The sequence below is a fragment of the Sphingopyxis sp. OAS728 genome (assembly GCF_014873485.1).
In the GTDB taxonomy this organism is placed as follows: domain Bacteria; phylum Pseudomonadota; class Alphaproteobacteria; order Sphingomonadales; family Sphingomonadaceae; genus Sphingopyxis.
In genome coordinates this window covers 713360-733152 of sequence record NZ_JADBDT010000001.1, presented here as the reverse complement: position 1 = coordinate 733152, position 19793 = coordinate 713360, and the positions used below count along the sequence as shown (strand labels likewise).

Here is a 19793-nt window from a genome sequence, read left to right as displayed (position 1 = left end):
GGGCGCAGAGGCCCGAGGCGGTGCGCGTTTCGCACTAAAGATCTAGACGTGAGGGTCCTTCCGTTGTCAATAGAAAGCGGGGTGCCGCAACCCGCTGACTGTTGCATTCATGCCATCGGCACTCAAGATATGGTGCCTAGGAGTCGCGATGGATTTCGCTTTTAACAATACTTTTCACGATGAGATGGAGGGCTTCTACGCTCCCGCCGAAGCCGCGAAACCATCGGCGCCGAAACTCCTGGCTTTCAATCATGGCTTGGCGCAGCGGTTGGGGATCGACGACGCCGACGTCGATGAAGGGCAACTGGCGCAATTGTTTTCGGGACTGGCGCTTCCCGCGGGAGCCGATCCTCTCGCGCTAGCCTACGCCGGGCATCAGTTCGGGCATTTTTCGCCGCAGCTGGGCGATGGCCGCGCGTTGCTGCTGGGCGAAATCGTGGCGCCCGATGGTGCGCGATTCGATATCCAGCTCAAGGGATCGGGCCCGACCGCCTTTTCGCGCAACGGAGACGGCAAGGCCGCGATCGGGCCGGTGTTGCGGGAGTTTCTGGTGTCGGAGGCGATGGCCGCGATGGGCATCCCGACAACGCGTGCGCTTGCTGCGGTCGCGACGGGGGATCGGGTCCAGCGTGAACGCGCGCATCCCGGTGCGGTGCTGACGCGCGTTGCAAGCAGCCATATCCGCGTCGGAACCTTCCAATTCTTTGCCGCCCATTTCGGCGCCGACCATGTCGTCCAACTCGCCGATTACAGCATTCGTCGACATTTTCCCGACTTGGCCGAAGCCGACAACCCGTCGCTCGCACTGCTCGACCGCGTTGTCGGCCTGCAATGCGAACTGATCGCCAATTGGCTTGGCGTCGGTTTTATCCATGGGGTGATGAATACCGACAATGTTGCGATCAGCGGCGAGACGATCGACTATGGCCCCTGTGCCTTCATGGATCGCTTTTCGGTGAACACGGTCTTCAGCTCGATCGACGAAAATGGTCGCTATGCCTACGGCCGCCAACCGCAGGTTTTGCACTGGAACATGGCGCGGTTCGCCGAGGCGCTGCTTCCCGCGATCCATCGGGTATCGCCTGCCGATGTCGACGCGGCAAAGGCGCTGGTGGATGCGATCCCCAACCGATTTCGTGCGGTTTGGCATGCACGGGTCAGGGAAAAGCTGGGCCTGCTTGTCCACGACGATGACGACAGCGAGCTGATCGATTCTCTCTTTGATGACCTCGAAGAATATGACGTCGATTTCACCTCCTTCTTCCGCGCGCTGGCAATGCTGCTGCGCGGCGACGGTGCGCTGTTTGAAAGCTTGCTTCCGGCGCCCGATGCGATGGCGCCATGGATCGCCGACTGGTGGGAGAGGATCGCGCGGGAGCCGACGGGGCCGCTGGAACATGCGGCTGCGATGGATGCCGTGAACCCGCTCTATATCCCGCGCAACCATCTGGTCGAAGCCGCTTTGGTCGCTGCGGAGGCGGGCGATCTCGCGCCGTGGCTCGAGCTGCTTGAGGTTGTGCGCCATCCCTACATCATTCGCCCAGGATTCGAGCGTTTTGCTGAGCCGGCCGCGGCCGACGCCGGCCCCTACAAGACCTTCTGCGGCACCTGACGCTGGCTGCGGTTGAGCCGGTGCGCCGCAGTTGCTAGGGGCGGTGCCATATTGATCAGAGGATAAGTCATTGCCCCCAGCAAATTCGCCGCATGCGCCGTCCGTCAAAATCACTGTCGTTGGTACGGGCTATGTGGGTATTTCCAACGCCATTTTGCTGGCGCAGCGTAATGAGGTGGTCGCGCTCGACATCGATGCCGGCAAGGTGGAACAGATCAACGCAAAGCGATCGCCGATCGCCGATCCGGAGATCGAGGATTATCTCGCCAACAAGCCGCTGAACCTGATCGCGACGACCGACCGCGATGCGGCCTATTCGGGCGCGGCCTTTGTCATCGTCGCAACGCCCACCGACTATGATCCCGACACCAATTATTTCAACACCAGCACAGTCGAGAGCGTGATCGCCGATGCGCTAGTGAAGGCGCCGGATGCGCTGATCATCGTCAAATCGACCGTCCCGGTGGGCTTCACCGAACGGATGCGCGCGGAGCTTGGCACCGATGCCATCGTCTTCTCGCCCGAATTCCTTCGCGAAGGGCGCGCGCTGTACGACAATCTCCATCCCTCGCGGATCATCGTCGGCAACACCCACCCGCGCGCGGCCGCGTTTGCGCAGCTGCTTCTCGAAGGGTCGCTGAAGCCCGAAGCCGCGATCCTGCAGACGGGCAATACCGAGGCCGAGGCGATCAAGCTGTTCGCCAACACCTATCTTGCAATGCGCGTCGCCTTCTTCAACGAGCTCGATACCTATGCCGCGGCGCATAGTGTGGATTCGCGCCAGGTGATCGAGGGCGTGTGTCTCGATCCGCGGATCGGGCAATTCTACAACAACCCGTCCTTCGGCTACGGCGGATATTGCCTGCCCAAGGACACCAAGCAGATGCTCGCGAATTACAGCGAAGTGCCGCAGAACCTGATCCAGGCGATCGTGTCGTCGAACACGACGCGCAAGGATTTCATCGCGTCAGAAATCATCAAGCGCGCGCCGCGCATCGTCGGCATCCACCGGCTCGCAATGAAGGCAGGCTCGGACAATTTCCGCGCCAGCAGCATCCTTGGCGTGATGAAACGGGTGAAGGCGAAGGGCATCGAGGTGATCGTCTATGAACCGCTCGTCGAGGAGGACCGCCTGTTCAACTCGCGCGTGATCCGCGATCTCGACGCGTTCAAGGCCGAGGCCGACGTCATCATCGCGAACCGCGTGACCGACGATCTCGCCGATGTCGCGGACAAGGTCTACAGCCGCGATCTTTTCGGCGCCGATTCCTAAACGTCCCTACTGGCGCAACTCGCCGCATCGCCGGGAACTGTCCCATTGTCGGAGAGTTAGCTTGTCGAACGGGGAGAAACGGGTTGCACAGCCATATCTCGCAAGCCACAAGTGCGCATCGGTGGCCAGCAGATGAAAAAGTCTGAAATTTCGCGTGAATGCTCAGGTCGCCGATCCTCGCGGGTCCGGCGGTTGCTGATCGGCGCGTCCTCCATTCTTTGCCTAGCGTGGGCCGGCGCCGCCAGTGCGCAGCAAGTCGAACCGCCGAAGGTGGTGTCGACGGTTGCCGTCAGCGAAACGATAGCCGCCCCTTCGCCGCCACCGCCCGATGTACAATTGCCAGCAGTCGAACCGATTATCAGCGACGAGGAGTTCGAGAAGGCGATCCCGCCAATCCGCGCCGAAGATGACGCCGAACTCGACCGCCCGCTGGAATCGATCGCCGATTTCGAAAAGCGCCAAGCTGCTGAGGCTGCGAAACGTGGCAAGCCGGAGGCCGAGGGCAGCGCCGATGCGACCGTCGAAACGCAGCCACCAGCAGTAGACGGCGTCCCGGTTCCTGCGCTCGCCGACGGCGATGCGGTCGAAGTGATCGGCGACGCCCCGATCACCGACAGCGAGCTCGCCGCACCGCTGCCGCCGCTCGAAAGCTTTAACGTCGAACCCGTTCAGTTCGCCGAACCCGAAGATGACAAGGACAATGTGGAGATCGCCTATTCGGTGAAGGTCAACGGCCTCGATGCAGCCGACGACAGCACCGACGTCGATCTCGCCGACCTGTTCGGCGACCTGTCGGCGCTGTACGACGGCGACGGCAAGGCCGACAATGCCGCGATGATCCGCGCCCGGCTCTCGGCCGATGGCGAGTTGATGCAGCGGGTCCTCGCGTCCGAAGGCTATTATGACGCGATTGTCGATACCCGCATCGACCGCGGCGAGCGCGAGGAAGGGGCGGAAGCGCAGGAGGGGCAGCCACGCCCGCGCCGGTCGATCACCGCCGTGATCGATGTGAAGCCCGGCAAACGCTACACGCTCGCCGACATCATCATCGACGCCGCGCCGACGATTCCGCCGACCTTGATCGCCGACAATTTCCCGCTCGCGGTTGGCGAGCCGATCGTCGCGCAGCGAATCCAGGGCGCCGAAGCCGCGATTGCGCTCAAGCTGCCGCAGGAAGGCTATCCTTTCGCCAAGGTCGGACAGCGCGACATATTGCTCGACGGTGCGACGGGCGATGGCGTCTATACGCTGCCTGTCGATATCGGGAAACGCTCGCGCTTCGGAGGGATCGAGACAACGGGCGACCTCGCGTTCGATGCCGAGCATGTCGAGGTGCTGGCGCGTTTCAAGCGCGGCGACCTCTACGACAGCCGCATGGTCGACGACCTTCGGCAGGCGCTCGTCGCCACCGGCCTGTTCTCGAGCGTCGCCGCCGAGCCGCAAGCGACCGGAGAAAGTGCGGGCGACGACACCGAATATGTGACGATGCTTGTGACGCAGCAGGCGGGGCCGCCGCGAACGCTCGCCGCCAGCGCGGGTTATGGCACCGGCGAAGGTATCCGGCTGGAAGGGAGCTGGACGCACCGCAATCTGTTCCCGCCAGAAGGCGCGCTGACCTTCCGCGGGGTGCTAGGTACGCAGGAGCAGGGGATCGGGGCGACGTTGCGCCGCTCGAACGCCGGCCGCCGCGACCGCACCATGGAACTCGTTACCGAGGTCACGCGGAGCAATTATGACGCGTTCAACGCGATCACCGGCCGCGTCGGGGTGCGTGTCAGCTATGATTCGACGCCGATCTGGCAGAAGAAGTTCACCTATGCCTATGGCGCCGAGCTGATCGCGACGCGTGAGGATGATTATGATTTCGACAAGGGCGAACGGTCCTACGATTTTTACACCATCCTCGGGCTGACCGGACAGGTCGGGATGGATCGCACCGATAGCTTGCTGAACCCGACCAAGGGCTTTCGCATTACCAGCCTGATCCAGCCCGAAGGCTCGCTCGCCGGTCGCTTCTCTCCTTATGCGCGGCTCCGTACCGACGTCAGCGGCTATTATCCCGTAACCGACAGCATCGTGCTCGCGGGACGCGTGCGCGTCGGATCGATCCTTGGTGCGGCGCGCGAGCGGCTGGCGCCGTCACGGCGCTTTTATGCGGGCGGCGGCGGATCGGTGCGCGGCTTCGGTTATCAGGAATTAGGCCCCAAGGATCCGAACAACGACCCGATCGGGGGCCGCAGCGTCGCGGAGGCGGCGTTCGAGACGCGCTATCGCTTCGGCAATTTCGGTGTCGTCGGCTTTGTCGATGCCGGACAGGTCTATCGTTCGTCGGCGCCGACCTTCCAGAATTTGCGCTTTGGCGCCGGCATCGGCGCGCGTTATTATACGAACTTCGGTCCGATGCGCTTCGACATCGCGACCCCGATCGGCCGCAAGCCGGGTGAGGCACGCGTCAGCGTCTATGTGTCGATCGGGCAGGCCTTCTGATGGCCGACGACGCCGCCTTCGCCGAAGACGAAGCCGTGCCGGCAAAGGCGCCGCGTTCGTGGCCGTTCACGATCCTGCGCTGGATCGGGCTGAGCCTGCTCGGGCTGGTGCTGCTCTTCGCGCTGTTCCTCGTCGGGCTCAACAGCGACGCGGGACGGCGGTTCGTCGTCACCCAGATCGAGAAATATGAGTTCGAAAACGGGATGAAGATCGGCATCGGCCGGCTCGACGGATCGCTCTATGGCCAGATGGTCATTCGCGATTTTACGTTGTCGGACCCCAAAGGTGTGTTCCTGGCATCGCCCGAGGTCAGGGTCGACTGGCGGCCGATCCGTTATCTGGCAAACCACATCGACGTCCGATCGGCGACCGCCGCGACGATGACGATGCGGAAACTGCCCGAATTCAAGGTCGTTCCTGACACGGGCGAGCCATTGCTGCCCGACCTAGATATCGACGTCGGGCTGGTGCGCGTCGACCGTTTCGTCTTTGAACCGCCGGTCGCCGGCGAGCGCCAGGTCGCAAAACTGAACGGCAAGATCGCGATTGCCGACCGCCGCGCACAAGTCACCGCCAATGCCGAGGCGATCGCGGGCGGCGGCGGGCAGGGCGATGTGTTGAAACTCGTGCTCGATGCGGTGCCTGAGGCGAACCGGCTCGCGGTCAAGCTCGATCTTTCCGCGCCGAAGGGCGGCGTGCTCGCCGCGATGGGCGGGTTTGAGGAAACGCTGACCGCCAAGCTCGACGGACGCGGTGATTGGAAGCTGTGGAACGGCAATCTGACGGCGAACCTCGGCGCCGCGCCGCTCGCGCGCATCGCGCTGACGGGGCGGGACGGCACCTTTACAGCCAAGGGCACGGCGCAGGCGTCGCGGATGCTGGCCGACGGACCGGTCGCGGCATTGCTGGGGACCGAAACCGCGATCGACCTCACCGCGCGGCTGAACGAGCGCAAGGCCGCCATCGACGGGCGACTGTCGTCGGACGCGGCGCAGCTCGGCATCAGTGGCGGGATCGACCTTGGCGCCAATCGCTACGAGGGTCTGAAGCTGGCGGCCAATATCCTCCGCCCGAGCGCGATCGCGCCTGCGATGCGGGCCAATGGCCTTCGCGCCACCGCGACGCTCGACGGCGCCTTCGCGCTCCCGACGGTCGATTATCAGGCGAATGCCAACAGCCTCGCGGTGAACGACATCATCGTCGAGGGGATCGTCCTTGCGGGCAAGGCGCGCGTCGACGCCGATCAGATCGTCATTCCCGTCGCGGGCAAGGCCACGCGTATCCGCGGGCTTGATACCGTTGCGGGCGGGACGCTGGTTCAGGTGCGGCTCGACGGCGACCTTGCCTACAGCAATGGTCGAATCCTCAGCGACAATCTGCGGCTGCGCTCGCCGCGCATCGATGCGAAGGTGATCCTCATCGCCGATCTCAACAAGGGCTTTTACACCGGCGCAATCGACGGGCGGATCAACGATTACCGGATCGAAAGCGTCGGCATCTTCGACATCGACACCGACGCCGACCTCAAGACTGCGCCACGCGGCGGGTTCGAGATCGTCGGCAATGTGCGCGCGCGCTCGACGCGCCTGTTCAATTCGGGAGTGCGCGATTTCCTCGGCGGCAATGCGACGGCCTCGAGCGCGGTGCGTTACGGCACGGACGGGATCATCCGCTTCTCGGGCCTCCGCCTGTCGGCGCCGCGCCTGCGGGTAACAGGCGGGCAGGGAAGCTATGCGCCGAATGGCCAGATTCGCCTGACCGCGCAGGCCCATTCGACCGACTATGGGCCCGTTGGCGTGCAACTCGCCGGAACGATCAGCGATCCGCGGGCTGTGGTCACGGCCGCGCGCCCCGGGCTCGGGATCGGGCTCGCCAATCTGGTCGCAAATATCAACGGCGCGCCGAACGGCTATCGCCTCGCGGCGACGGGCGACACCGATTATGGCCCGCTGTCGGCCGATGTCGTGCTGCTGACCGCCAAGGGCCCGCTGACAATCGATGTCGAGCGCGGCGACCTGTCGGGCATTGGCTTCAACGGGCGGCTGGTGAAGAGCGATGCCGGGCCCTTTGTCGGCCAACTCAACGCGTCGGGGCAGGGGCTCGGCGGTCTCGTCCGGCTGACCGCGGCGGGGCAATATCAGGCCGCGGCGATCAACGTCCGCGCCAACGATGTCGTGCTCCCCGGCGCCGCCAAGCTCGCGGTCGGTTCGGCGATCGTCGACGCCGATGTGACGCTCTACGACACGCCGCATATCGTCGCCGACATACAGATCGCCGACACGCAGATCCGCGAATATGACATTGCGGTCGGCCGTGCGAAGATCGACTATCGCAACGGAACCGGCAAGGCGCAGGCGCTGGTCGAGGGTACCAGCGGGGTGCCGTTCCGCATTGCCGCCAACGCCGACCTCCAGCCCAAGCTATGGCGCGCGTCGGTGCAGGGCCGCGCGACGGGCATCAATTTCCGCACGACGTCGCCCGCGCGCATCATTCCCGGCGCTGACGGCTATGAATTGCTGCCGACCAACATCAACCTCGGTCGCGGCAGCAACGCACGCGTCGCGGGACGCTTCGGCGACGGCATCATGATCCAGAGCCGGCTCGAACGCGTCAACATTGCGATCCTCAACGCTGTCTATCCCGACATGGGGCTCGGCGGCCGTGCGACGGGCAGTCTCGATTTCGAGCAAAGGAACTCGGAGAGCTTCCCGCGCGCCGATGCGCGGCTGACGATCACCGATTTTACGCGCACGACCGCTGCGTCCGTGAGCCAGCCGGTCGACGTCAATTTTGCGGGCAAGCTGCTCGCCGACGGCGGCGAGGCGCGCGCCGTGATGCGCAAGCGCGGCAGCGTGATCGGGCGGTTGCAGGCGTCGCTGCGCCCGCTGGGTGCAGGTGCGGGCACTTGGACCGAACGGTTGATGGCGGCGCCGCTCGGCGGCGGCATCCGCTACAATGGCCCTGCCGATACGCTCTATTCCTTCTTCGGTCCCGCGACGCAGCACGTGTCTGGTCCGATCGCGGTCGCGGCCGATTTCAGTTGCAGCGTCTCCGATCCGTGTCTGGAGGGTGTCATCCGCGGCAAGGACATGGTCTATGAAAACCAGACCTATGGCACGCGGCTCACCAATATGGTCGTGAACGGCCGCTTCACCGGCAACCGGCTCGAGATCGAGCAACTGACCGCGTCTGCTGGCGACGGTACGATCCAAGCGAAGGGCTTTATCAGCCTCGCGTCCGCCGATGGTTATCCGATGAATATTTCGGCGACGCTCGACAATGCGCGGCTCGCCAAGAGCGAGAATATCGCGGCGCGCGCGACGGGCAATCTGACGCTCGAAAAGGTGGCGGGACAGACCGCGCTGCTCTCGGGCAGCCTGCGCCTTCCCGAAACGCGCTATCGCATCATCCGCGAGGGTGCGGCGCAGGTTCCGGTGCTCACCGGGGTACGGCGCAAGCCGCCCGCTGGACGCCAGCGGATCAGCGGCGACGGGCTCCAGGCGGTCGGCGGCAGCCTGTTCGACCTCATTCGCCTCGACATTGCGCTGAAGGCGCCCGACGAAATCTATGTCAGCGGCATGGGGCTCGAATCGGAATGGAAAGCCGACGTCGTGCTGCGTGGCACGACGCAGGATCCGCGCGTTACCGGCGAGATCGAGTTGGTGCGCGGTACGCTCGGTTTTGCCGGCCGCTCGTTCGAGCTTCAGGAGGGCAGGGTAACCTTCCCGACCGGCGAGGCCTTCGACCCGGCGATCCGCCTACTTGCGAGCGATACCATCGAGACGGTCACCGTCAGCATCAGCGTCACCGGCCGCGCGAGCAATCCGCAGATCGCTTTCTCGAGCGTCCCCGGCCTGCCGCAGGACGAAATCGTCTCGCGCATCCTCTTCGGCGATTCGATTACGACGCTGTCGCCGCTGCAGGCGGTGCAACTCGCCTCGTCGCTCAACACGCTGAGCAGCGGGGGCGGGGGATTGAGCCCGCTCGGCTCGCTCCAGTCGGCGACGGGGATCGACCGGCTGCGCGTACTCGGCCCCGACGATACGGTTGGGCGCGGTGCAGCGCTTGCGGCGGGGCAATATATCACCAAGGATATTTATCTGGAGGTGATTACCGATGCGCGCGGCTATACCGCGACGCAGCTCGAGATCAGCCTGACTCCCGCGCTGTCGCTGCTCAGCCAGGCGGGCGGTTCGGGCGGATCGAACCTCAGCATCCGGTACCGCAAGGATTATTGATGCGCGCCGTCGTTCTCCTCGTGCCGTTGCTGCTGCTTGCGGCGTGCAAGGACGAGCCGCGCTTCGAGGAGCGCTATGACAAGGCGGCCAAGGAGATCGAGGCGCGCGCCAAGGCGATGGACGCCGATATTACCAAATCGGACGAGGCGGCCGCCGCCGTATCGGAAGACTTGCCAGAGCCCGCCAAGCCGTCTAACGGACCCACGTCATCTGGGGAGTAGCCAGCCGTCCTTCGGGACGGGCCACCGTGTCAACATACTCGGCCGAGAGGTCGTGGTGCGGTGGAAGCGGGAGACCGCTTGGGCGAGACCAATGGCATCGACCTTCGTCCGGGCCGGGCGGCGGGTTTGATGTCTATTGGAATCGCGAAGCCGCTCGGCCCCGGAGTACCCCATGGAAGCCCTGTTCACCTCGACCGCCGTCGTTGCGCTCGCCGAAATCGGCGACAAGACGCAATTGCTCGCGATCCTGCTCGCGACGCGGTTCAACCGTCCGGTGCCGATCATCCTCGGCATTTTGGCCGCGACGCTCGCGAACCATGCGCTCGCGGCGTTGCTGGGTGCACAAGCGGCGGCCTTCCTCGACAGCCCAGTCTTTCGCTACGCCATCGGTCTTTCCTTTGTCGCTATGGCAGCATGGACGCTGATTCCCGACAAGTTCGACGACGATGATGCGCCGAAACCGCGGTTCGGGGCCTTCCTGACGACACTTGTCGCCTTCTTCCTCGTCGAGATGGGCGACAAGACGCAGGTCGCGACGATCGCGCTCGGGGCGCAATATCAGGACGTCATCGCGGTGACTGCAGGCACCACGCTCGGCATGATGATCGCCAATGTCCCCGCGATCTTCCTCGGCCACGAACTGCTCAAGCGCGTCGACCTTGCGAAGGTTCGCATGGTCGCAGCGGCGCTGTTCTTGGTGATCGGCCTGTGGGTGCTGGTGCAGACCGCGGGCTGGCTCGGCTAGTCGGCGTTTCGTCCCGCAAGGGTGCGTTCGAAATTCCAGCTCGACGAGCACATCGCGTCGAGGTCGCGCTCCGCCGTCCAGCCGAGCTCGGCCGCGGCGCGTTCGGGGCTGGCAAAGCAGCTTGCGACATCGCCGTCGCGGCGCGGGGCGATGCGATAGGGAATGCGCACGCCGTTCACGCGCTCGAACGCCTCGACCATGTCGAGCACCGAATAGCCCTGGCCGGTGCCGAGGTTCCAGATCGACAGGGACTGGTCGGTCTTGCCGATCGCATCGAGCGCGGCGACATGGCCGTCGGCGAGGTCGACGACATGGATATAGTCGCGCACGCCGGTGCCGTCGGGGGTGTCATAATCATTGCCGAACACAGATAGCTCGGCGAGCCGCCCGGCGGCGACGCGGCTGACGAAGGGCATCAGATTGTTCGGGATGCCGTTCGGATTCTCGCCGATCAGCCCGCTATCGTGTGCGCCGACCGGGTTGAAATAGCGCAGGATCGCGATGCGCCATTCGGGATCGGCGGCGGCGACATCGGCCAGCATTTCCTCGATCATCAGTTTGGTGCGGCCATAAGGGTTTGTTGCCGAGGTAGGATGATTTTCGTCGAGCGGCAGATATTGGGGCTGGCCGTAGACCGTGGCGCTCGACGAGAAGACGAGGGTCTTGGCACCGCAATCCGCCATTGCCTCGAGCAGCGACAGGGTGCCGCGGACATTGTTGTCGTAATATTTCATCGGTTCGGCGACCGATTCCCCGACGGCTTTGAGGCCCGCGAAATGAATGACCGCCTCGATCGCATGATCACGAAGGACCTGGCGCAAGGCATCGCCGTCGCGAATGTCGCCGGTGACGAGCGGAACCGCCTGGCCCGTGATCGCTTCGAGCCTCTCCATTACCGACGGATCGCTGTTCGACAGATTGTCGAAGCACACCACATTGTGGCCGGCCGACACGAGCGGCGCCGCAACATGGCTGCCGATATATCCCGCACCACCCGTCAGTAATATATTCATTGCTCGATCATCTCCATAGGCGCGCAGCGACCGTCGCGGACGGACCTATTCTATCCGCGACATCCTGCCAAATATTTGTCCGTCGGCCATGTGCCGGTTTTCGTGTAACCTTCGCGGCGATATCGGCGAACAGGTCATCAAACGCCGTCATCTGCGTCGCCGGCTCCGGTGCGCTTCGTCAGGACATACGCCAAATGAGCATCGACGAACCTTCGCTCGCACGGCTGATGGCCGCATCGCAGCGGGGGGATCGTGCCGCCTATCGCGCGTTGCTGGGTGACAGCCGCAAATGGCTCACCCGCTATTTCGCGCGTCGGATCGCGCCGCACCATATCGACGACCTTGTTCAGGAAACGCTCGTATCGATGCATCGCAAGCTCGCGACATGGGATAGCAGCCGCGCTTTCCTGCCGTGGCTCGCGGCCATCGCCCGCTATCGCTGGATCGACATGCTACGCCGCCAGCGCGACGAGGCCGAGCTCGGCGACAATGACGCCGCGGTCGGCGCCGAGGACGAGGCGGTGCACGCCAAGCTCAGCATCGACCATCTGCTGACATTGCTCCCGCCGGGACAGGCGCAGGCGATCACATTGGTCAAGATCGAAGGCGCCTCGATCGCCGAGGCCTCCGAGATCAGCGGCCAGAGCGAATCGCTCGTCAAAGTGAATATCCATCGCGGGCTCAAGAAGCTCGCCGAACTGATTGAGAGTGAATGAGATGAAGGACGCATCGATCGACGATCTGATCGACGGTTTGGCAGGTGATCTGAAGCCGGTACGCCCGCGGCGTGTTGCGCGTGGATCGCTATGGGTGGCAGCCGGGTGGCTGGGCGTCGGGGCGGCGCTGATCGGCCTGTTCGGCGCGCGGCATGATATTGCCGAGGGCGCCATGCCGCCGATTTCGATGCTCAGCTTCTGGCTGATCGCCGCCGCGGGTGTCGCGGCGGCATGGAGCGCGCTCCGCATGGGTTTGCCCGGCGTCGGCCGCGACTATGGCGGCTGGCGCTGGGCGGTCGGCGCGCTGCTGGCGTTGCCGCTCGCGGCGCTATTCGTGTTTTTCGGCGATGGGCATACCGCCGCCGAGGCGGCACATGGCGGCTTCGAGGGGCAATGCCTTGTGCAGGGCGTCGTGGCGGGGCTGGGCGTCGGGGCAGCGCTGTTCCTCTGGCTGAAGGCGAGCGCGCCCACTTCGCCGACGCGGGCCGGCTGGGTGATCGGGATCGCCGCGGGGGCGGCCGGGGCGACCATCGTTGCACTGCTCTGCTCGAGCGACGACCTTGTTCATATCACGCTCTGGCACGCATCGGCAGTGCCCGTTTCGGGGATCGTAGGCCGCCTACTCTTGCCGCGCTTCTTGCGCTGGTAAGCGCGGCGCGAACACGATGGTATAGTCGCTTCCCCAATAATCGGGTCTTCAATCGCCACCCCCAAATAAGCAGTCTCCACGCCGAACCATTCCGGTGGGTAGGAGCGATAAGCCTATTCGCCCCGCCGGAGTGCCTTTCGACGAAGGGCAGGCGACATGTGCGTTGGCGGTAGATTTTCGATTGACCTAGCGGCCCCGCGCCGTGTCTCGATATTCGGCGCCGTCGAGGAAAATGTCGACGACCGACGCTACGAGTGCCTCACGTTCTGCCGCATCCGGCGGCTCGCGCAGTCCCAGCATGACCTGCAGATGCAGGTTGCCGCGGATCATTCCAACAAAATGATCGCCCGCCATCGCGCAATCGCCGGTGCGGATCTCGTCGCGGTCCTGCGCCGCAACGAGCACCTCTGCAAGAGTCGCGCCCGCGCGACCCGGACCGAGATCGTAGAAGCGGCGGACCAGATCGGGGAAGCGCGCGCATTCGGTGATGGCGATGCGGTAAACGCCGAGCAGGGCGGGCGACATATAGATGTCGATCAGCCGGTGGCCGAAAGTGGTGAGCGTTTCACGGAGGCTCTGGCCGGCCAGATTGTCGATCGCCAGCGCGGACAGCGCACGGCCTGCGTGCTGCGACACGATCGCCGCGAACAGCCCCTCCTTGTTGCCGAACTCGCTGTAGATATTGCGTTTCGATCCACCCGTGCGCTCGATGATGTCGTCGATACGCGTGGCCGCATAGCCCTGTTCGAAGAAGATGGCGGCAGCGACCTCGAGAAGCTGTTCGCGCCCGACCTTGGTACGGGCCCCGCCCGATGCGTCGTTCATCCCAATTTCTCCATCCATCGTCCTCTACCATTGACCGGTAACGATGATTACCGTATGGGTCAATGGTAATGATCATTACCGGAGGTGCTCGTGGCCAGTGCAGCTAAGAAAAAGAAGATCGGCATCCTGTTGTGCGTCACGGCACTTGTCGTGGCGCTCGGCGGCTGGGCGTGGTCGGATGGCGAGGCTGCGGAAACCGATAATGCCTATGTGCGCGGTGACGTGACCTCGATGGCGCCAAAGGTCGGCGGATATGTCGTTTCGGTCGCGGTGAAGGATAATCAGGCCGTCCGTCCGGGCGACATATTGTTCCGTATCGACGACCGCGACTATCGCGCCAAGCTGGCGCAGGCCGAAGCCAATGTGAAAGCCGCAGAAGCACGCCTTGCGAACAGCGGCGAAGACATCCGGCTCCAGCACATCTTGGTGCGGCAGGCGGCGGCGCAGCGCAGCGCAGCAGTCGCCGACCTCGGCCTCGCGCGCAAGACGAGCAATCGCCGCAACGAGCTCATCGACGGCGGCGCGGTCAGCCAGGCGCAACTCGACGAAAGCGAGACCGCGCGCTCGCGCGCCGAAGCCGGCGTGTCGGTCTCGACCGCCTCGATCGAAGCCCAGCGTCAGCGCGTCGAACTGCTCGGCACCCAGCGCGAAGCCGCCGTTGCGGCGCTGGCGCAGGCCGTTGCGGCGCGCGACCTCGCGCGGATCGATCTGGAGAATACCGTGGTCCGTGCGCCGATCGCCGGCGTCGTCGGCAACCGGCAGGTTCGCGTCGGCCGGCTTGTTGTCCCCGGCGCATCGCTGCTCGATATCGTTCCGGTTGCCGATCTGTATGTCGTCGCGAACTTCAAGGAAACGCAGCTCGAACATATCCGCCCCGGACAAGGCGCGACGATCCGCGTCGACGGTTATCCCGACGTCGTGATCAAGGGTGTCGTCGACAGCCTTGCGCCCGGTAGCGGATCGGCCTTTGCCCTGATTCCCGCGGACAACGCGACGGGCAATTTTGTCCGCGTCGTGCAGCGCGTGCCGGTCAAGATCCGGATCCAGCGCAACCCGCTTCCCGGGCGGCTGGTCCCCGGCCTGTCGGCACGCGTCGAAGTCGAGCGCGGCGCCCGGTCATGACCGCCGTCGCTGCCCCGGCGACGGCGGCGCCTACAAAGGCTGCGACCGGATGGCTCCTCGTAACCGGCATCGTCCTTGCGAGCCTGACCGAAGCGCTCGCGGGCACCTTGCTGTCGCTGGGCCGTGCCGACATCATCGGAGACACCGCTGCGACCCCTGACGAGTTCGCATGGCTCGACGTCGGCTATACCGCGTTCAAGTTCATTGGGTTCGCCTTCGCGCCCTGGCTACTGACGCGGATCGATCCGCGCCAATTGCTTTTGATCGCGACGCTGGTGATGGGCGCGGCGTGCGCGTGGGCGGCCGCGACGGCCGCGCTCGATATGCTGATCGTCCTGCGAATGGTTCAAGGGCTCGCCGGGGCGACTTTGCTGATCAGCGGGCAGGCGATCCTGTTCTGGAACTTTCCCGCGGCGCGCCAGCCGATCCTGCAAGCGATATTCGCGATGGGCTCGGTCGTCGCACCGGCTACTGCGGCGCCCTTGCTCGAAGGGTGGTTGATCGACACTCACGACTGGACCTGGATTTTCTTCATGGTCCTGCCGCTTTCGCTGGGCGCCGCGGGACTGCTGATCTTGGCCGATCCGACGCCCGTGCGGCCGGCACCGCCACGCCGCCTCGACTGGATCGGGCTTGGCGCATTTGGCGCGGCGATGCTCTGCGCCACCTATGTGCTGACGCAGGCCAGCCGCTGGGACTGGTTCGAGGCGAGCCGGATCGGCTGGATGAGCGCCGTGATCGCCGTCGGTTTGCTTCTGCTTGCGACCCGGCAATATCGCGCGGGGTCCGAAGGCCTGCTCGACCTGTCGACCTTTAAGACCGAAGATTTCGCCTTTGCCTTCTTCGTCAGCTTTGTTGCCGGCGCGGCGCTGTTCGGTAGCGGCTTTGCGATCCCGGCCTTTGCGGTGTCGGTGCTCGGCTTCACGCCCACCGAAGCGGGCGCACTGCTCCTGCCCAGCGGCGCCTGCTTTCTCGTGACGCTGCTATTCGCCGCCTATATGATGCAGGTCCGCGGTCTGCCGCCGGTCGCAACCGTGCCTTTCGGTATCCTGTCGATCATGATCGCGATGTGGATGCTGTCGGGATCGAACGGCCAAAGCGGTGCAGACGACATGATGCCGGCGATCCTGCTCCGCGGTTTCGGTCTCGGCTTCCTCTTCCTGTCGATCACGCTGATCGCGTTCAGCAAGCTGCCCGCCGCCAGCGTGGCGTTCGGCATCGGCATCTTCAATATCGGGCGCCAGCTTGGCGGGCTGATGGGCGTCGCGACGCTCCAGACCTCGATCGATCACGGGATCGTCCATAATCAGACAGTGCTCGGCGCGGCCATCAATGCGGGATCGCCCGCGCTTGCCGAGCGGATCGCGGCGACGACCAACCTGCTTGTATCGCGTGGAATCGAGGCTGGCGCCGCGGCAAAGACCGCAACCGCGATGGTCGGCCGCGCCGTCGGCGGACAAGGGGCCGTCATCGCCTTCGACACCGCCTTCAACCTTGTCGCTTTGCTCTTCGTTTTTGGCGCGCCGTGCATCGTCGCGTTCAAGATCCTGCTCGCGAAGACGATGGGAAAACCGAAATCCGCTCCAGCTGAGGCAAACTCATGACACAGCCGACACGCATCAAAATCACACTGGCGGCGCTTCTTGCTGTCGGTCTCGCGGGCTGCACCACCGTCGGCCCCGATTATCAACGGCCCGAAACCGCCCTTGGCGAAACCTGGGTCGGGCAGGTGAGCAGCGAGGATGTCGATGGCGCCTGGTGGCAAAAATTCAACGACCCCTTGCTCACCGAACTCGTCGAAGCCGCGATTGCGGGGAACAAGGACATCGACGAAGCCGGTGCGCGGCTGCGCGAGGCGCGCGCCAATCGCGATGCCGTTCACGGGCGCGAACTGCCGCAAGTCGGGGTTTCGGCGATAGCGACCGAAAACCGGCTCAGCGAAAATGGCCAGCTGCCGATCGGCAAGGTCCCGGGGCTCGGCCGCAACCTTTCGATTTACGATGTCGGATTCGATTCGTCGTGGGAGATCGACCTTTGGGGCGGCACCCGCCGCGCGGTCGAAAGCAGCGAGGCGCGCGCCGAAGCCGCGGAGGACGCGCGGCGCGGCGTCATCATCCAGGTGATCGCCGAAGTAGTCCGCTCCTACGTCGGCCTACGCACGGCGCAGACGTTACGCGCGAATGCGGTCGTCGATGCTACCGCGCAGGGCGAGATCGCACGGCTGGTCGGCGACCGCCTGCGTGTCGGGGCCGCCTCCCGCGTAGATTTCCTGCGCGCCGAAACACAGGCGCGTTCGACCGCAGCGACGATCCCTGCCTACGAAAGCGACGAGGCCGCGGCGGCGTTCCGTTTGTCTTTGCTCGTTGGTCAACCGCCCGAGGTGCTCCACGAACGGCTCCGGCGTCCGGCGCCAATGCCGACGGCGAGCCTCGACGTCACCGCAGGGCTTCGCTCTGATTTGCTCCGTCGCCGCCCCGATATCCGCGTCGCCGAGCGCGATCTTGCCGCGTCGACCGCCGACGTTGGCGTCGCGACGGCCGAACTCTTCCCACGCTTCTCATTGCTCGGCGGGATCGGGCTGCAGGCGCGCGAGCCAGGCGATCTGGTTTCCAGCAGCAGTCTGCGCTTTCAGTTCGGACCGTCGCTGCGCTGGCCGATCTTCTCGGGCGGGCGCATCCGCGCGCAGATCCGTGCGGCCGACGCGCGCGCCGATGCCGCGACCGCACGCTACGAACGCGCGGTGCTGAACGCGCTCGTCGACAGCGAGACGAGCATCAATCGCTATGCGTCGGCGGGCTTCGTCGGCGTCGAGCGCGCCGCAGCGCGCGCGGCGGCGGCCGAGGCCGTCCAACTCGCGCGGCGGCGGTTCAAAGCGGGCGAGGAAGATCTGACGGCGCTGTTGCAAGCGCAAATCGCCTACAGCGCCGCCGACCGCCTGCACATCCAGGCGCAGGCCGCCCGGTTGCAACAACTTGCCGCGCTTTACAAAGCGCTTGGCGGCGGATGGGAAGTCGCCGAAAACAAGAAAGCCTCCTGACTTGTCCCTCCTGATGACTTCGCCCGCCGACGCGCGGTGCCCCGAGCAGCGTCGCGCCACGCAGCGCCGGGAAATTCTCGCATCGGCGCGAAAGCATTTTTTGAGCGAGGGCTATTTCGCCACGACCATGTCGGCGATCGCCGCCGACGTCGGTGGATCGAAGGGCATTTTGTGGACCCATTTCGCCTCGAAGGAGCAATTGCTGGTGGCCTTCGTCGATGCCGAGATCGAGGATTTCCATTCCGACGCCTTGACGATCCTCGACAGCACGCAGGCGCCCGTCGCGACGCTGCGCGCCTTCGCGGAGCATTTCATAGCGCGGATGATCGACCCTGATGCATTGAAGCTGCAGCGGTTGGCCGGCGCGGTGGTCGGGCATGTTGCCGTGGGCGGACAGATTTATGCCGAACTGGTGTCCTGCGTCGAGAATGCGCTGGCGGAATATTATTCGCGCCAGATGGCGTTAGGCTCGCTGCGTAACGATGACGCCTCCAAGGCCGCCGCGTTGACGATTTCGCTCTGCATGGGCGCCTGCCAGCAGCGTCTGCTCTGGACGGGCGAACCCGCCCGCGAGGATGCTGCGAAAGCGCGCGCCGAAATCGTCGCCGGCACATTGGCGGAGCTCTACGCCGTCACCATAGCCGGATGCGCCGTGGACAATGCAGTATGAATGCGACAAGTGCCGGATCGCCGATGGACATGAAAACCGGCGGCTTTAACGCTTCGCCCATTCCCCCCTATACCAGTTTACGAAGGCCGGAATTCCGATTGCCAGGGGCGTTGTCGGGGCAAAGCCTAAATCCCGGCTAATGTCGTCGATATCCGCAAATGTTTGATAAACATCACCATCTTGCATCGGTAACAGGTTTATCTCGGCTTTTCGACCGCACGCTTCTTCGATTGCATTGATCAGGTCGGTCAATTGCTCGGGCCGATTATTGCCGATATTGTACAACCGATGAGGCGTCGTGAAGCCTCCCGGTTTTTCTTGACCATCGTCTTGGGGAGGGCGGTCGAGCGCCAGGACGACTCCGTTCACGATATCGTCGATAAACGTAAAATCGCGAAGCATGTCGCCGTAATTGTAAACGTCAATTGGACGGCCCTGCAGTACGGCGTCGGTGAACTTCCACACCGCCATATCCGGTCTGCCCCATGGCCCATATACGGTGAAGAAGCGGAGGCCTGTCTGCGGTATCCGGAATAGATGCGCATAGGTTTCGCTCATCAGTTCGTCGGCGCGCTTCGTCGCCGCATAGAGCGAGATCGGCATGTCGGCGCGATCGGAGACCCGGAACGGCGTATCCGATCGCATTCCGTAGACCGAGGAAGACGATGCATATACCAAGTGCGAAACAGCTCTGTGGCGCGCCAGCTCCAGAATATTGACGTGCCCCGAAACATTCGAGTGGATGTAGGCGGCGGGATTTTCGAGCGAGTAGCGCACGCCGGGTTGGGCGCCAAGGTGAACGATCCGGTCGATTGTTTCCGTAGCGAGCGCTCGCGCGAGCGCGTCGGCATCGCCAAAATCGAGGTCCAGAAATGAAAAGGATTCGCTGCGGTGCGCTTTGAGACGCGCAACCCGCGCGCGCTTGAGGTCGAGCGAATAATAGGGCGTGAAATTGTCTATGCCGACGATGCGCTCGCCGCGATCAAGCAAAGCGGCAGCGACATGCATCCCGATGAAACCAGCCGCACCCGTGATGAGCGTCGTCAAATCTCGTCCCCATTTCCTCCGCTGGCTTGCCGCAAGCCCAGCGATCTAGTTACCGGACGCCCCTTTGGATCGGGCCGTCTTTCCTGCTCATAGCGAGGCAAAGGTAAATTCACAGCAACACCTGCATAATTGTTGCTG

At 64.3% G+C, this 19793-nt stretch carries 15 protein-coding genes and 1 riboswitch; of the genes, 12 read left to right on the top strand and 3 right to left on the bottom strand.

Annotated features, from left to right (window positions below; all coding sequences use genetic code 11):
• The first annotated feature begins 148 nt into the window (after nucleotides 1-148).
• From GGC65_RS03525 to GGC65_RS03500, 6 genes are all read left to right on the top strand, one after another.
• Nucleotides 149-1612 (top strand): protein adenylyltransferase SelO, encoded by a 1464-nt coding sequence (locus GGC65_RS03525; RefSeq protein WP_192645900.1) that lies wholly within the window; start codon nucleotides 149-151, stop codon nucleotides 1610-1612.
• Between the two features lie 70 nt (nucleotides 1613-1682).
• On the top strand, nucleotides 1683-2885 hold the full coding sequence (locus GGC65_RS03520; protein WP_192645899.1) for a nucleotide sugar dehydrogenase: 1203 nt from the start codon (nucleotides 1683-1685) through the stop codon (nucleotides 2883-2885).
• A 132-nt stretch (nucleotides 2886-3017) separates the two neighbouring features.
• Complete coding sequence (locus GGC65_RS03515; RefSeq protein ID WP_192645898.1) at nucleotides 3018-5372, top strand: autotransporter assembly complex protein TamA; 2355 nt, start codon at nucleotides 3018-3020, stop codon at nucleotides 5370-5372.
• The gene (locus GGC65_RS03510; protein WP_192645897.1) at nucleotides 5372-9610 is read left to right on the top strand and encodes a translocation/assembly module TamB domain-containing protein; all 4239 of its coding nucleotides are present in this window, start codon (nucleotides 5372-5374) and stop codon (nucleotides 9608-9610) included. The genes GGC65_RS03515 and GGC65_RS03510 overlap by 1 nt, the downstream gene beginning before the upstream one ends.
• Nucleotides 9610-9831, top strand: a complete 222-nt coding sequence (locus GGC65_RS03505; protein WP_192645896.1) for a hypothetical protein — start codon at nucleotides 9610-9612, stop codon at nucleotides 9829-9831. Before GGC65_RS03510 ends, GGC65_RS03505 begins: the two co-directional genes overlap by 1 nt.
• Nucleotides 9810-9986, top strand: a riboswitch (yybP-ykoY riboswitch). It overlaps the preceding gene by 22 nt.
• A gap of 17 nt (nucleotides 9987-10003) precedes the next feature.
• On the top strand, nucleotides 10004-10576 hold the full coding sequence (locus GGC65_RS03500; protein WP_192645895.1) for a TMEM165/GDT1 family protein: 573 nt from the start codon (nucleotides 10004-10006) through the stop codon (nucleotides 10574-10576).
• Here GGC65_RS03500 and galE read toward each other — a convergent pair.
• Nucleotides 10573-11589 carry a UDP-glucose 4-epimerase GalE gene (gene galE / locus GGC65_RS03495; protein WP_192645894.1) on the bottom strand — a complete coding sequence of 339 codons (1017 nt, stop codon included), beginning with the start codon at nucleotides 11587-11589 and terminating at the stop codon, nucleotides 10573-10575. The genes GGC65_RS03500 and galE overlap by 4 nt on opposite strands.
• 194 nt (nucleotides 11590-11783) lie before the next feature.
• Here galE and GGC65_RS03490 point away from each other — a divergent pair, with 194 nt between their 5' ends.
• Both GGC65_RS03490 and GGC65_RS03485 read left to right on the top strand, forming a co-directional pair.
• The gene (locus GGC65_RS03490; RefSeq protein WP_192645893.1) at nucleotides 11784-12305 is read left to right on the top strand and encodes a sigma-70 family RNA polymerase sigma factor; all 522 of its coding nucleotides are present in this window, start codon (nucleotides 11784-11786) and stop codon (nucleotides 12303-12305) included.
• A gap of 1 nt (nucleotide 12306) precedes the next feature.
• On the top strand, nucleotides 12307-12954 hold the full coding sequence (locus GGC65_RS03485; RefSeq protein ID WP_192645892.1) for an NrsF family protein: 648 nt from the start codon (nucleotides 12307-12309) through the stop codon (nucleotides 12952-12954).
• Nucleotides 12955-13140: 186 nt separating this feature from the next.
• Here GGC65_RS03485 and GGC65_RS03480 read toward each other — a convergent pair whose 3' ends face one another.
• Nucleotides 13141-13779 carry a TetR/AcrR family transcriptional regulator gene (locus GGC65_RS03480; RefSeq protein ID WP_192645891.1) on the bottom strand — a complete coding sequence of 213 codons (639 nt, stop codon included), beginning with the start codon at nucleotides 13777-13779 and terminating at the stop codon, nucleotides 13141-13143.
• Between the two features lie 90 nt (nucleotides 13780-13869).
• Here GGC65_RS03480 and GGC65_RS03475 point away from each other — a divergent pair, with 90 nt between their 5' ends.
• The 4 genes from GGC65_RS03475 to GGC65_RS03460 are packed head-to-tail and all read left to right on the top strand — an operon-like array spanning nucleotide 13870 to nucleotide 18608.
• A complete protein-coding gene (locus GGC65_RS03475) occupies nucleotides 13870-14901 on the top strand; it encodes an HlyD family secretion protein (protein ID WP_192645890.1) in 1032 nt (343 codons plus the stop codon).
• Nucleotides 14898-16505 carry an MFS transporter gene (locus GGC65_RS03470; protein ID WP_192645889.1) on the top strand — a complete coding sequence of 536 codons (1608 nt, stop codon included), beginning with the start codon at nucleotides 14898-14900 and terminating at the stop codon, nucleotides 16503-16505. The genes GGC65_RS03475 and GGC65_RS03470 overlap by 4 nt, the downstream gene beginning before the upstream one ends.
• On the top strand, nucleotides 16502-17938 hold the full coding sequence (locus tag GGC65_RS03465; protein WP_225940655.1) for an efflux transporter outer membrane subunit: 1437 nt from the start codon (nucleotides 16502-16504) through the stop codon (nucleotides 17936-17938). The genes GGC65_RS03470 and GGC65_RS03465 overlap by 4 nt, the downstream gene beginning before the upstream one ends.
• A gap of 13 nt (nucleotides 17939-17951) precedes the next feature.
• A complete protein-coding gene (locus tag GGC65_RS03460) occupies nucleotides 17952-18608 on the top strand; it encodes a TetR/AcrR family transcriptional regulator (RefSeq protein WP_192645888.1) in 657 nt (218 codons plus the stop codon).
• Nucleotides 18609-18653: 45 nt separating this feature from the next.
• Here the strand turns inward: GGC65_RS03460 and GGC65_RS03455 are convergent, their stop codons facing one another.
• A complete protein-coding gene (locus GGC65_RS03455; RefSeq protein WP_192645887.1) occupies nucleotides 18654-19655 on the bottom strand; it encodes an NAD-dependent epimerase/dehydratase family protein in 1002 nt (333 codons plus the stop codon).
• Nucleotides 19656-19793 lie beyond the last annotated feature (138 nt).